Annotated in this window: 9 protein-coding genes; 4 read left to right on the forward strand and 5 right to left on the reverse strand. The window is 76.3% G+C overall.

Translation table 11 applies throughout. The annotated features are described in order from the left end of the window. Positions 1-25 precede the first annotated feature (25 nt). The 3 genes from ACFVXJ_RS07535 to ACFVXJ_RS07545 form a co-directional block, all read right to left on the reverse strand. Positions 26-4,711 carry a hypothetical protein gene (locus ACFVXJ_RS07535; RefSeq protein WP_389660158.1) on the reverse strand — a complete coding sequence of 1,562 codons (4,686 nt, stop codon included), beginning with the start codon at positions 4,709-4,711 and terminating at the stop codon, positions 26-28. A gap of 83 nt (positions 4,712-4,794) precedes the next feature. After that, positions 4,795-5,697, reverse strand: a complete 903-nt coding sequence (locus ACFVXJ_RS07540) for a hypothetical protein (protein WP_389660161.1) — start codon at positions 5,695-5,697, stop codon at positions 4,795-4,797. A 793-nt stretch (positions 5,698-6,490) separates the two neighbouring features. After that, on the reverse strand, positions 6,491-8,029 hold the full coding sequence (locus ACFVXJ_RS07545; protein ID WP_389660164.1) for a hypothetical protein: 1,539 nt from the start codon (positions 8,027-8,029) through the stop codon (positions 6,491-6,493). 114 nt (positions 8,030-8,143) lie between these two features. Here ACFVXJ_RS07545 and ACFVXJ_RS07550 point away from each other — a divergent pair, with 114 nt between their 5' ends. From ACFVXJ_RS07550 to ACFVXJ_RS07560, 3 genes are read left to right on the forward strand one after another with little or no spacing between them, the layout of a single operon-like run. Further along, positions 8,144-8,923, forward strand: coding sequence for a LamB/YcsF family protein (locus ACFVXJ_RS07550; protein ID WP_389660167.1), 780 nt, complete (start codon positions 8,144-8,146; stop codon positions 8,921-8,923). Beyond that, on the forward strand, positions 8,920-9,531 hold the full coding sequence (locus tag ACFVXJ_RS07555; RefSeq protein WP_389660170.1) for an allophanate hydrolase subunit 1: 612 nt from the start codon (positions 8,920-8,922) through the stop codon (positions 9,529-9,531). Before ACFVXJ_RS07550 ends, ACFVXJ_RS07555 begins: the two co-directional genes overlap by 4 nt. After that, on the forward strand, positions 9,528-10,397 hold the full coding sequence (locus tag ACFVXJ_RS07560; RefSeq protein WP_389660173.1) for a biotin-dependent carboxyltransferase family protein: 870 nt from the start codon (positions 9,528-9,530) through the stop codon (positions 10,395-10,397). Before ACFVXJ_RS07555 ends, ACFVXJ_RS07560 begins: the two co-directional genes overlap by 4 nt. Positions 10,398-11,054: 657 nt before the next feature. Here ACFVXJ_RS07560 and ACFVXJ_RS07565 read toward each other — a convergent pair. Together ACFVXJ_RS07565 and ACFVXJ_RS07570 are read right to left on the reverse strand one after the other, a co-directional pair. After that, entirely contained in the window at positions 11,055-12,452 is a 1,398-nt protein-coding gene (locus ACFVXJ_RS07565) for a HEAT repeat domain-containing protein (RefSeq protein WP_389660176.1), read from the reverse strand. 341 nt (positions 12,453-12,793) lie between these two features. Next, positions 12,794-13,216 (reverse strand): ankyrin repeat domain-containing protein, encoded by a 423-nt coding sequence (locus tag ACFVXJ_RS07570; protein ID WP_389660179.1) that lies wholly within the window; start codon positions 13,214-13,216, stop codon positions 12,794-12,796. A 357-nt stretch (positions 13,217-13,573) separates the two neighbouring features. Here ACFVXJ_RS07570 and ACFVXJ_RS07575 point away from each other — a divergent pair, with 357 nt between their 5' ends. Further along, complete coding sequence (locus tag ACFVXJ_RS07575; protein WP_136210723.1) at positions 13,574-13,768, forward strand: hypothetical protein; 195 nt, start codon at positions 13,574-13,576, stop codon at positions 13,766-13,768. Positions 13,769-13,867: the final 99 nt, after the last annotated feature.

The following is a 13,867-nucleotide window of genomic DNA, read 5'->3' on the forward strand; positions in this document are numbered from 1 at the left end:
GTCGCCGCGGCCGCCCCAGCCGGCGTCAGGCGCCCGCGGTGGAGCGGCGGAACATGCGGGTCGCCGTGATCTCGCCGTGGATGGTCTCGCCGTCCGTGGACTGCTGCGGCAGGCCCGGGCGCAGATGCTCCTCGACGCTGATGTACTTCAGACCCGCGCGCAGGTCCGCGTCGTTGCGCAGCCGGATGACCAGCGGGAACTCCGCGAGGGCCGTGGTGTCGAACAGGCCGGTGGTGTAGAGCAGCTGGACGCCGAGCGCGTCGGACACGGCCCGCTGGAGTTCCAGCAGGTAGGTGGCGTTCGCGCGGCCGATGGGGTTGTCGAGGAACAGGGTGCCCGCGTGGCGGTGCTTGTCGCGGCCTCGGTCGTTGCTGCGCAGCGCCGCCATGGTGCAGTAGAGGGCGATCGCGGCGGTGAGCAGTTGGCCGCCGGAGAAGACGTCGCCCATCTGTCCGACCGGGACGCGCTCGGCGCGCAGTACGGCGTCGGGCTTGAGGATCTCCACGGCGATGCCCTTGGGCTCCAGGGCCGCTTGGACGCCGCGCAGCAGCAGGGACATGCCGTCGCGGCGGCCCTCGCCGAAGGAGGCGGTGCTGTTCTTCTTGACGGCGGCGCGGGTGGCCTCGTCGATGACCTCGCCGAGCCGCTCGGTGAGGGTGGCCTGGTCGGGTTCCTCGAAGCGGATCCGGAGGAACTCCTGGCCCGACCACTCCCCCAGGCCCTCGGGGAGCTGGGAGAGCCGCTGGGCGGAGCGCAGGGTGGCCAGGGCGGATTCGACGAGGCCGCGCAGCCGGTCGACGATGCTGTCGCGGTTGCGTTCCAGCTGCGCCAGTTCGTCGGTGAGCACGCGCAGGCGGGGGGCGAAGGCGGCGGCCCAGGCCGCCGCGTGCTCGGGCAGGGCGGAGGCGGGCAGTTCCCGGATCTGCTGGCGCGCGGGGGTGCGTACCTGCTCGTACCGGTTGGCGTTGGCGTGGCGGACCAGGATGTCGCTCGCCTCGCGGACCGCGGATTCGGCGGCCGACAGGTCGGCGGCGCAGGCGCGCAGTGAGCGGCGGGCCTCGGCGGCGGACTGGCGGGCCTCCTCCAGGCTGCCCCGATGGGGCGCCGGCTCCTGCTCGTCGTCCTGCTGCGTGTGGTCGCGCAGCAGGTCCCGCAGCAGGGCGGCGGTCTCGTCGAAGCCGCCCGCGCCGTCCTCGGCGGTGCGGTGGGCGCGCAGCAGGTCGCCGTGGGCGGCGCGGGCGCCCTCGACGGCGGCGGTGTGGGCGGCGAGCTGGGCGGTGGCGGTGCGCAGCAGGTTCTGCGCGTGCTCGACGTCCCCGGGGATCAGCTCGTCGGGGAGTTCGGTGTGCGCCTCGCCGTCGGCGGGGGCGTGCCGTTCGGCCTCGCCGCGCAGCCGGCCGAGCTGCTCGCTCGCCGCCGACGCCCGGGATTCCAGCATCTGTACCAGGGCCTCCGCGCGGGCGGCGGCGGCCTGCCGGGAGGGGCCGTCGGCGCCGTCGGTGCCTTCGAGGAGCTGGGCGGCGCGGGTGCGGACCTTGTTGGTGAGCCGGTCGAGTTCGGCGAGGGCGGCGCTCTCGTCGCTTTCGGCGCGGGCCTGTTCGGCCCGCAGGTCGGCGCCGACGCCGACCTTCTCGTAGAGCCGGGAGGCGGCGCGGTACGCCTCGCGGAGGTCCGGCAGGGGGGCCTTGGGGGTGCCGTCGTCCGCGGGAAGGGGGTCGGGGGCGCCGGCGATGTCGGCGCGCTCGGCGCGCAGCGCGCGGGCGGTGCGGCGGGCGTCGTCGGCGGCCCGCTGGGCGGCGCGCCGGTCCTCGTCGGCGGCGCGGGCGCGGTCCAGGCACGCTTCGGCGCGGGCCTCGGACTCGGCCGCCTCGTCGGCGAGTTCCCGCAGACGGGCCTGCCAGCCGGAGCGCTCGCGCAGGCGGTGGGCGAGGCCGGAGAGCAGGTCGGCGGCCCGGCGGGCGCGCTGGGCGGCGTCCTGGCGCTCGTCGCGCACGCGGGCGGCGTCGGCGGCGGCTTCGTCGGCCTCGGCGCGTACGGTACGGGCCTCCGTGAGTTCGGCGTCGCATTCCTCGGCGAACGAGCGGGCGGTGGCGGCGTGGTCCGCGAGTTCGGCGAGGCGGCCGGGCGGGCAGCCGGTGCGCCAGGAGGCGAGCCGGGCGGCGAGTTCCCGGTCGCCGGAGAGGCGGGCGGCGAGTTCGCGGATCTCGGTGTCGCGGGCGGTGGCGCGGGCGCGCAGCGCCTGGCGTTCCTCGTCGGCGGCGTGTTCGTCGTGCATGGCCGGGTTGGGCGGAACGATGAAGATGCCGGAGCCCGCGGCGCTGTCGCCGTCGACCGGGGGGACGGGGGCCAGCAGCGCGGCGGCGGTGCCGACGGCCACCGTGGAGCGGGGCAGCAGGGCGGCGCCGGAGAGGACCTCACGGGCCCGGGAGTGGGTGTCGGGGTCGGTGATGACGACGCCGTCGACGAGTTCGGGCCGGGCGGCGAGGACGGCGGCGTGGTCGGCGGGGTCGACGGCCTGGGCGAGGTAGCGCCAGCCGGGGAGGGCGGGGATGCCGTGTTCGCCGAGGTATTCGACGGTGGCGAGCACGTCCGGGCCGGGCGGGAGCAGTCCGCCGTCGCCGAGGGCGCCCAGGATGCGGGCGTCGTCGGCGGCGGCGGTGCGCAGCTCGAACAGTTGGCGTTCGGCGGCGGCGACGTGGTCGGTGAGCAGGGTGCGCAGGTCCTCGGCGCCCCGGTCGAGGTCTGCGGCGGTGAGCCGGCCGGCGGTGGCCGTCAGGACCGGTGCGGCGTGGTGCTGCGGGGCGGGGTGCCGGCCGTCGGCGGGGCCGGCGCCCGATCGGGGGCCCGGGACGTGGGCGTCGGGGGCCGCGGGGAGGCCCAGGAGTTCCGCGAGGCGCGGGGAGGCGGCGAGGGAGTCGGCGGTGCGCTGCTCGGCGGCGTGGGCGGCCTCGGCGGCCTCGGCGGCGTCCGCCGCGCGGGCGGCGGTGAGTTCGGCCCGCGCTTCGCCGGCCGCGGCCTCGCGGGCGGTGTCGGCGGCGGCGCGGGCCGCCTCGCGGGACTCGTCCCAGGCGGCGACGGCGCTCTTCTCGGCGTCGCTCGCGGCGAGGGCGGCACGGGCCGGGTCGGCGTCGGGCGCCGAATCGTCGAGCCAGCCGGCCCGTACGGCTTCGGCGGTCTCCTGCCGGACCTCCGCGAGTCGGGCGCGCAGGTGTTCGGCCTCGCTGCGGGCGCGCTGGGCGGCCGTGGCGGCGGCGGTGGCGTCGCGGTGGGCGGCTTCGCCGGTGGCCTGGAGGGCGGCGGACCGCTCCTCCTCCTCGTTGGCCCGCGCCTCGCCCTGTTCGGCGGCGGTGTGCAGGGCGCGGACGAGGTCGGTGGCGGCGGTGGCGCGGGCGGCCAGGGCCGGGGCGGCGTCGCGCTCGGCCTCCAGGATGGCGGCGGCGACCCGGGCGGACCGGTCGGCGGCGGCCCGGTGGCGCAGTACGGTCTCGGCGGCCTGCCAGGCGGAGTGCAGCGTGCGGGCTTCGAGCAGTTCGCGGCGCTGGGCGGCAGCGGCCTTGTCGGCGACGGTCAGGGCCAGCGAGGCGTGCCGGTAGGCCAGTTCGGCGGCGATGGCGGCGCTGCGGTCGCGCGCGGACTCGGCGGCGGTCACCGCGTGGGCCGCGCCGGTGACCTGCTCGGCGAGTTCGGCGGCCCGGCCGCGCTCCTCGGTGGCGCGGGCGGACAGCCGCCGGGCGAGGGTGCGCGTGCGGCGTTCGGCGCCCGCGTGGACGTCGCGCAGCCGGGAGCGGGTCTCGGCGGCTTCGACGATCTTGGTGAGGAGTTCCACCGACCCGGCGGTGAAGTCGCGTTCGGCCATCAGCTCGGAGCGCCGGCCGAGCTTGTTGCCGAAGCCGTGGACCAGGTCGGCGAGGCCGTCGGTGTCCCGGGTGTCGGTGACGGCGCGCAGCAGCAGGTCGGTGAAGTCGGAGTCCTTCTTGACCGCGAAGAGACCGGCGGCCTCGCCCTCGTCGGCGTTCATCTCGCGCTGGTAGCGGAAGAGTTCGGGGTCGAGGCCGAGGTCGGTGAGGTGTTCGTTCCAGCGGTCGTGGATCTCCTCCCAGACCACCTCCAGGTGCGGGTACGCCTTGCCGGCCTCGGTGAGCGAGTCGCGGAAGCCCTTCATGGTGCGGCGCCGGCCCTGGGCGCCGGAGACGCCCTCGACGGCCGGGCGCACGGCGGTGGCCTCCGCGACGGGCAGGTTGTCCAGGCTCAGGCCCGGTCCCGGGCGGAAGGAGTACCAGGCCTCCGCGAACTTGCGCGGGTCGTTGGACACCTGTCGGCCGCGCCATTCGCTGACCTTGCCCACGACGACGCACTCGCCGGTCTGGGTGTGCTGCCACTCCAGGGCGACGTGGCCGCAGTCGTCGGCGAGCAGGAACTTGCGCAGTACGCCGGAGCTGGCGCCGCCGAGGGTGTTGCGGTGGCCGGGCAGCATCACCGAGAAGATCAGCTTCAGCAGGACGGACTTGCCGCCGCCGTTCTCCAGGAAGAGCACGCCCGCGGGCGCGGGCCGGCGGGGCGGTCCGGTCGGCTCGTCCTCGAAGAACTCCGCCTGGGCGGGCGCCGGGTGGGGCACCGGCTCGCCGACTCCGCGCAGGTCGAGCACGGTGTCGGCGTAGCGTGCGCCGGCGGGCCCGATGGAGTAGAGGCGGATCCGGGACAGCTCGTACATGGCGGCGGGTTCTCGCGGTCTCTCGTGGTGCGTACGGGGGGTGGGGGGTCGGGATGGCCGGCGGGTCGGGGTCGGATGTCCCCCTAGGCGTGGAAGGGCAGGCCGGCGTCGGCGGCGAGCTCCAGGTCGTCGCCCTCGGGCGGCGGCAGCAGGGTGGCGGAGCCGTCGCTGACGGGGACCACGCCGAGTTCCAGGAGTTCGGCCATGGCCGCGCTGCCCGCCATGTCGCGGACCTGGAGCTGGTAGCGGGGGGTGGTGCGGTAGGTGCCGCCGGAGTCGTCGCCGGTGCGCTGGAGGAAACCGGATTCGGTGAGGAAGGCGGCGGCCTTGCCGACGATGCCGGTGGTGGACCCGGCCAGCCGGCGGGCGTCCTTGGTGGCGCCGGTCGCGCTGCGGCGGGCGTAGACGCGCCAGGCGGCCTCCAGGCCGGGGGCGTCGGAGGCGGGGTCGGTGTTCTCGCCGAGTTCCTCGGCGCGCTCCTCCAGGCGGCGGCAGGTCTGCCGGACGAAGGAGTCGACGCCGTTGACGGTGATCCGGCCGATGTAGCCGTCGTCGGCGAGGTCCTCGGGGCGGGGGAAGGCGAGCGCGGCGACGGCGAGGTGGGCGAGGCCGTGCAGGAAGCGGTCGCCGCCGTCGGCGGCGGTGCGGCGCGCGTAGTCGCCCATCCGGACGGCGAAGACGGAGTCCTCGTCGGCGGCCACCGCCATGCCGGCGCGCGGCGAGACCTCCAGCACGACGAGGCCGAGGCCGGTGGCGACGGCGTCGGCGAGGCGGCCGAAGGCGGGTTCCTCGCGGTAGCGGCGCAGCAGTTGGGCGTACTCGGCGTCGCGGGCGGGGAGCAGCTTGGGCTGGAGCCCGAAGGCGACGAGCCGGGCCGCGTCGGCGGCGTCGGCGGGGGTCACGGCCGCGGCGCCGGGTGCCGGAGCCGGGCCCGCGAGCGCGTCGGGCTCGCCCCACGCGGGGGCTTCGGCGTGGTGGTCGCTCACGGGTGGTGCCTTTCGTGGTGTGCGGTGGTTCGGTCGGCGGGCTGCGCGGCGGCTGCCCCGTGCGGCTGCGGCCGGCGCCCACGCGGGGCCTCCGTCCGGCCGCGCCCGGCGCGGTGCCCATGGCCGTGCCCGGGGCGGGGGCATTGCGGGCCGTGGGCGCGGCGGTGCCCACCGGCTGCCCCGGCGTCGCCCTCGCGGCCGTGCCAGGCGTGGGGCTCCGGCCGGGTACGGCCGTACCGAGCATGGCCCGCGCCGACCTGCCCGGCGTGAACCTCGGGGTGGTACCCGAGGCGGTAGGCGGGGCCGCGCCCGCAGACGTGTCCGAGGCGGGCGCACTCCGAACGGTGCCCGGGGCGGTGCCCGCCGGCTGCCCCGGCGCGGCCGTCGCGGCCGTGTCCGGCGTGGGGATGCGGCCGGGTGCGGCCGGCGCCGGGCTCCCGGCCGGGCCCGGCGTGACCGCCGGGGCGGTACGCGGGGCGGTGCTCGCGGACGTACCCGGAGCGGGAGCCCTCCGGGCCCTGCGCGCGGCTGTGTTCCGGGCGGGGATGCGACCCGGTGCGGCCGGCGTCAAGCTTCCGGCCGGGCCCGGCGTGGTGCCCGAGGCGGTACGCGGGGCGGTCTTCGCCGACCTGCCCGGCGTGGCTCTCGCGGCCCGGCCCGACGCGGCGCCCGGCGTGGGACTCCGGCAGGGCGTGGCCGGCGTGGCCCTCGGGGCGCGACTTGGGGTGGGGCTGCGGGCGGGCGCCGGGGGCGGATGCGGCTCGGGCCGGGCGCGCGCCGGCGGCGGCGGGGATCATGCCGCCTCCGTCCGGTCGGCGGTCATCGCTGCGGCGTCCAGGAGGGCGGTGCCGACGATCAGGTCGGCGCCGCCGAATTCCGGGTCGTCCAACTCGGTGCCGTCGTCGACGGCGAACAGCAGCCGCTCCTCGCCCTGCCGGTAGGCCGTACCCACCGCCGGGCTCGCCGCGTGCACGGCCAACAACGCCACCAGGTAAGGAAGTTCGGGGTCGCTGCGCCGGGCCTCGGCGAGCAGGCCGGACAGCCGGCGCGGGGCGTCGTGCGGAAGATCGAGCAGTTCCATGGCCGCGGCGAGCTGCCCCTCGCTGAACCGGCTGTCGTCCGGGGTGGCGATCAGGTCTGGCTCGGGCATCTCCACGCCCAGGTGCTCGCGCTCCACGGGCGGCGTCAGCAGGATCTCCACCAGGTCCGCGACCCGCACCGAGACGGGGGTGCGCAGGCCGGTGCCCCGGGCGAAGAACGCGTCCGTGACCCGGGTGGCCCGCTCCAGCGGCAGCGGCAGCACCGGGGCGATCAACTGCCCGTACAGGTCGATGCCCGAGCGCGGCGCCGGGGCCGCGAACGCCTGCCGGTCCTGTTCGGCGCGGAAGAGCGGGCCCGCGTCCAGCAGTCGCGACTGGAGCTGGGTGTGCCGGCGGATGCAGTCCTTGACGATGTCGACCAACTCGGCCGCGCGCCGCTTGTTGTCGGGGTCCTCGGCCTCGTCGCGGGCCTTGCGGATGTTGGTGAGGATGGCGTTCTCGTGCCGGTAGCGGTCGGCGACGTGGTCCAGGGCCTCGGCGATCATGTCCGGGACGGCTTCGAGCCAGTCCACGGCCCGCACGTTGCGCCGCGTCGCGTCCAGCGTCCGGCGCAGCGTCTCCGCGTACTGGACCGTGCGGTACCGGGCCTGCTCGGCGGCGAGTTGGGCGTCGGCGAGCCGGCCGCGGCTGATCAGCACGTCCAGTTTGACCTCGGCGGCGATCTGCGCGCTGGTGACGTCGGTGTCCAGGGCGCCGACGAGTACGTTCACGGCTTCGTCGGTGGTGCGCAGGTAGACCGCGCCGCCGTAGCCGGGGACCTCCTCGATCAGCTTGAAGTCGTAGTCCCTGCGGACGTAGACGCCGTCGGGGCCGAAGGTGCCGTAGATCGCGCGGAAGCCGCGGTCCACGCTGCCGACGTTGATCAGGTTCTCCAGGACCCAGCGGGCCACCCGCTCGTGCTCCGCGGCGGGCCTGCCCGGGGCCTGGGCGGCGACGCGCGGCAGCAGCCGGGCCACTATCTGCTCGTGGTCGGCGCCCGTGTCGAAGTCCATGTTGAGGGTGACCAGGTCGATCGCGGCCAGCGCGACCTCCGCCATCGCGTAGACCCCGTACTCGCCGGCCAGATTGGCCTTGCGGACGTCGAGGTCGTGCAGCGGGGCGGTGCAAGCGAGGGCGCGCAGCCGCCGGGCCAGGCCCTCGTCGGCGGCCGGGCCCGGCGCCGGGGACACAAGGGGCTTCGCCGGGGCAGGGAGAGTCACGACGGAAAGACTAGGCGCTGACCCGGACAACATCCCAAACGGCACGGTTCGGCCGGAACCTCCCCGGGCCCGGCGCGCGGCCCGTTCCGGTTCACGGCGGGCCCGGGGCGGGCGCGTTCCGTACCGGGGCTGTTCTACCCTCACCGCATGGCTCCCGTGATCACACCCGTCATCGACCTCAACGCCGACCTCGGCGAGGGCTTCGGCCGGTGGACGCTGACGGACGACGAAGCGCTGCTGGCGGTCGTCACCAGCGCCAACGTGGCCTGCGGTTTCCACGCCGGCGATCCGTCCATCATGCGCCGGGTGTGCGAGCTGGCCGCCGAGCGGGGCGTACGGATCGGGGCGCAGGTCTCGTACCGGGACCTGGCGGGTTTCGGGCGGCGGGCGATGGACGTGCCGGCGCGCGAGCTGGCCGACGAGGTGGCGTACCAGATCGGCGCGCTGGAGGTGTTCGCGCGGGCGGCCGGCTCCGCCGTGTCCTACGTGAAGCCGCACGGCGCGCTCTACAACCGGACCGTGTCCGACGCGGGCCAGGCGGGCGCCGTCGTCGCCGGGGTGCTGCTCGCGGCCGGTCCGGGCGGGCTGCCCGTGCTGGGGCTGCCGGGTTCGCTGCTGCTGGCGGCCGCCGAGGAGGCCGGGCTGCCCGCGGTACGGGAGGCGTTCGCCGACCGGGCGTACACGGCGGCCGGGACGCTGGTGCCGCGCGGCGAACCGGGGGCGGTCGTGCACGACCCGGACGCGGTGGTGGCCCGGGCGGTCGCGATGGCCGCCGAGGGCGTCGTGACGGCGGCGGACGGATCGGCGGTCCCGGTGGGCGCCCGCTCGCTGTGCCTGCACGGGGACACCCCGGGCGCCGCGGACCTCGCGTTGCGGGTGCGGGACGCGCTGGGCGCGGCCGGGGTGCGGGTGGAGGCGTTCGCGTGAGGCCGCTCGTCGTGGGCACCGGGGCGCTGCTGTTGGAGACGGACTCCGCGGCGGAGGTGGCCGCGCTGCACGCGGAACTGCTGCGGCGGCGCGCGGAGCTGGGCGGCGTACGGGACATCGTGCCCGCGGCGCGGACGGTGCTGCTGGACGGGGTGGCGGACCCGGCCGCGCTGGGGGCCCGGATCGCCCGCTGGGAGGTGCCCGCCCTGGCGGAGTCCCGGGGGCCGCTGGTGCGGGTGCCGGTGCGGTACGACGGGCCGGACCTGGCGGAGGTGGCGGCGCTGTGGGGCGTCGCCGAGGACGAGGTGTCGGCGATCGTCGGCGGGATCGTCTTCCGGGTCGCGTTCTGCGGTTTCGCCCCCGGTTTCGGCTACCTGACGGGGCTTCCGGCCCGCTTCCACCTGCCCCGGCGGGCCACGCCCCGTACGTCCGTCCCGGCGGGCTCGCTGGCGTTGGCCGGCGAGTACGCGGGGGTCTACCCGCGCTCCTCCCCCGGCGGCTGGCAGTTGATCGGTTCGACGGACGTGGTGGTGTGGGACCCGGCGCGGGAGCCGGCGGCGCTGTTCGCGCCGGGGGTACGGGTGCGGTTCGAGGAGGCGGGGGCGTGAGCGGGAGCGGGCTGCTGGTGGTGCGGGCGGGGGCGCTGACCACCGTCCAGGACCTGGGGCGCCCCGGGTTCGCGCACCTGGGCGTGCCCCGGTCGGGGGCGTTGGACGCGGGGGCGCACGCGCTGGCCAACCGCCTCGTGGGCAACCCGGCGCAGGCCGCCACCCTGGAGAGCACGTCGGACGGGGTGGCGTTGCGCGCGCGGGCCCCGGTCACCGTGGCCGTCACCGGCGCGCCCTGCGCGGTACGGGTCTCCGGGCGCCCGGCGGCCTGGGGATCGCCGGTCCGGCTGGGGGCGGGGGCGGAGCTGGAGGTGGGCCGGGCGGAGTCGGGGCTGCGGAGCTACGTCGCGGTGCGGGGCGGGTTCGCCGTCCCGCCGGTGCTGGGCAGTCGCTCGACGGACCTGCTGTCGGGGCTGGGGCCGGCCGTCCTGTCGGCCGGGACGGTGCTTCCGGTGGGCCCGGCGGCGGCCGACCCGGTCCGTGGGGCGGACGCCCTGGGCGTGCCGGGGCCTCCGTCGGAGCTGGTGCTGCCGCTGCGACTGGGGCCCCGGGCGGACTGGTTCGAGGCGGCTTCGGTGGCGCGGCTGCTGCGTTCGCCCTACCGGGTGTCGGCCCGGTCGAACCGGATCGGGCTGCGGACGGAGGGCGGACCGCCGCTGGCCCGCCGCCGGGGCGGGGAACTGCCGAGCGAGGGCATGGTGCTGGGCGCGGTGCAGATCCCGCCGGACGGTCTCCCGGTGCTCTTCCTGGCCGATCACCCCGTCACGGGCGGCTACCCGGTGCTCGGCGTGGTCCTCCCCGGCCGCCCCCTGGACGCGGCGGCCCAAGCCCGCCCGGACACACCGATCCGCTTCGTCCCGGCATAGGGGGTGTCTGACGGGTCATGGGCCGGCCCGGCCCGCCCGACACCGCGCCTTGCCGCGTTGTCTCCGGTCGCCGATGCCCGCCGGCCACTTCCCCCGGACTCCGTCCGGGGAAAACCCCAGAGGTGCCCCACCACAGTGCCCTGCTCCGCCTTGCGATCCACGGCACCAGCCGACCCGCACTATCCGACCCTGACCCGTCGGACAGCTCCCGGCCCTCCCCCGCCCCGACCGACCATCGGGCGCTCCGAGCCGGGCTCGTGGGGGCGGAACCCGATCGGTCCACGGGGCCCGGGGCCACCGGGTCTTCGGGACGGGCGGGACCGGGCGGCCGTCGAGTCCGGGAACCGCGCCGTCTTCGGGGCGCGGGCCCCGACAGCTCCGGCCGCGGGGCCCGCACGCCTCTTCAAGGCTCCCCGAGCCCGGCGGCCTGCGGGCGGTCGCCGGCGTTCCTCGCCGAGGGCGTCCCCCCGTCGCGGGCGCCCGAGTGCGGCCGGCCTCGGGCCGGCGCCCGACCGTCTCGGGGCCCGCCGCCGCGTTGCTCCGGCTCGGGCCGGCCGTTCTCGGCCGAGGCGGGCGGGCGGCTGCGAGGGCTGGAGCCCGACTTCGATGCTCCGGGCGATCTTGCGCGGGTCGGGCGGACCGCCCGGTGAAGTGTTCCTACACCGCCGACTCCGGGGCGATGCGGCTGCGGACCGCCGACTGGACGTCCTCTTCCTCGGCCGGGTCGGCTGCCAGCCGGCGCAGGCGGGGGGCCACGCGGGCATCGGCCGTCTCGGCGTGGCGGGCGGCGACCTCGCGGGTCGTCTCCTCGCAGTCCCAGAGACACTCGACCGCGAAGCCCGCGGCGAAGGACGCGTCCGTGCCGGCCAGGGCCCGGGCGACGCGCCCGCGCAGGTGGGAGGAGGCGGTTTCGCGGTAGATGTGGCGCAGTACCGGCGCCGCGCAGCCGATGGCCAGTCGGCCCGCCCCGTCGACGAGGGCGAACAGGCGCGGGGTGTCGGGGCCGTGGCCCCGGACGGTGGAGCGCAGGGCGCCGAGGACGTACCGGGCGTCCTCGGGTCCGCCGCGGGCGGCGAGGAGGGCGCCGGCGGCGGCTCCCAGGGCGTCGGGGCGGTGCACCCACAGGCGGGCCCGCTCGACGGCGGTGGGGCCGCACATCCGCTCGTAGGCGGCGACGGCGGCTTCGTCACCCGCGGCTTCGATGAGGTCCAGCACGGCCGGGTTCTCCGGTTCCGCGAGGACGAGGTGGTGCAGGGCCGTGGCGCGGGCGGCCTCGCCGTGGGCCCCGGCGGCGGCGGCCAGGACGGTGGGGCGGTCCTCGGGCGCCGCGACGGCCGCGAGGCAGCGGGCGGCGGGCACGTGCAGCGGGGTGCCGCGACGCAGTCCGTCGGCGGCCCACTCGAAGACGGCCCGCACGCCCCAGCCCGGCTGGGGGCCCTTCGGGGTGAGCTGGCGCTGCCAGCGGTCGAAGGAGCCCTGGGTGCGGGCGGCGCGCAGCCGTTCCCCGTGGGCCGGGGTCTCCTCCCACAGCCGCCAGGGTCGGGGCTCGTAGGCGTCGCGGACGGCGGCGGCGAGCCGCGCCTCGCCGTCCTGGGTCGCGGGGAAGCGGTCGAGCACGGGGCCGGCCAGGGAGCGCAGTCCTTCGTCGTCGTCGCGCAGGGCGAGTTCGTCGAGGGCCCACGACCAGTTCGCGCCGAGGGCGGCGTAGCGGCGCAGCAGCATCAGCGCGTCGTCGCGGCCGTAGGCGGCGAGGTGGCCGAGCACGGACAGGGCGAGGCCGGTCCGGTGCTCGTCCTCGTCGAGGAGGTCCTCGGCGCCGAAGAGATGGGCCTCGATCTCGCCGAGGGGTCCGTCGAGGTCCAGGTAGAGGCGGGCGTAGTACAGCGAGCGGTTCTCGACCTGCCAGTCCTGGCGCGGATCGCTGACGACGCACCGGTTCAGGGCCGCGAGGGCCTCTGCCCTGGGCGCCGCGAGCGCGTGCAGCGTGCCGTCGCCGCGGCCCCGCTGGAGGAGCCCGAGCAGGGTTCCGCTCGGCGCTATGACTGGTTCGAACATGGGAATGGCCTCAAATCAAGCTGGGGACGCAACCGGGAATCTCGATTCACAGGGCCGCGTAACAGCATGTGAGGACGTTCGCCGTCTTGTTCCGCTCGATGTTGACCATTGCCTTCTCACTCTCGTCGATGCTTCGCGTGCAGTACGGCCGGTTCGGCGGGGGTGGGCGGGAACGGCGTCCGTGTCCAGCCCGCTCCTGCCCGTCCGTCATGTCCGCGAATCGAATCCGACGCCATGATGACCCAGGCGGTTTGTGCGCCGCGACCACATTTACGTCCGCCGTGACCAACCCGTGAGGTCGGGGACCGGTCGGAGTGCGCCTGGTCCCGGCCGGAAACGGACTACTCGGCTCCGAAAAGTGCGAGGAGGTCGGTCTTGGCGAACATGCGCGCCGTGTCCACGGCGGAGGGCGTCCCGGCGTTCGGATCGGCCCCGCCCGCGAGCAGCGCGCGGATGACGGCCTCCTCGCCCTTGAAGACGGCGCCCGCCAGCGGGGTCTGGCCCCGGTCGTTGGCCCGGTCGGCTTCGGCGCCGCGCTCCAGCAGGGCGGTGACGGCGTCGGCGTGGCCGTGGTAGGCGGCGAGCATGACGAGGGTGTCGCCGCGGTCGTTGGTGAGGTTCGACGGGACTCCGGCGTCGAGGTAGGCGGACAGCGTGGCGGTTTCACCCTGCCGGGCGAGGTCGAAGATCTTGGTGGCCAGCTCGATGACGTCCTCGTCGGGGACGCCCTGCGATCCCGCGCCGTCCTGGGTGTGCTCGCTCATCGTTCGTACCGCCTTTCACTCGCTGTCGTCGGCAAGAGTTTCCCCAGGCCGGGAGGGCAGGGGTGCGTACGGGACCGCGTCCGTACGGGTGAATCGCCAGGGTAGCGCCCGGGTCGGCACATGACGGGAAGGGTCCGAGGCAAGGATCGTCCTCGACCCGGTTCGATCCCCACCCGCCCGCCTCCTCCACCCACCGCCCTGACCCTTCCGCGGCGGACGCGCCAGCCGGGCGCGGCCGGTCAAGTGAAAGTGAGCGGTATTCACCCGTATGCACCTTTTGTCGCATTGATACTTCCTGTGAGCCTGGAAGAACTGATGGTGACCGTCCCACGTCCCCACCCACCAGGAGAAGTCGTCATGGTCCTGTCCATCTCAGGCGTCGTTCTGCTCGGCATCATCGCCTTCCTCTTCTTCAAGAAGGACGGGATGAAGCTGACCCACGCGTTCGTGTGTTCGTTGTTCGGCTTCTTCCTCGCCGGCTCCGCCATCGCCCCCAGCATCACGGCGAGCACGGCGAGCCTCGCGAGCCTGTTGGGCGGGATCAAGCTCTGAGCCCGCCGTCCGCCGTTCAGGCCGGCCGGCCCGGGCCGGCCTGACGGGCCGCCGCACCGCCCCGCACCGCCCCCGCACGCACCGTCCCGCCACACCACA

This window comes from Streptomyces sp. NPDC058279, from assembly GCF_042881255.1.
Taxonomy (GTDB): Bacteria; Actinomycetota; Actinomycetes; order Streptomycetales; family Streptomycetaceae; genus Streptomyces.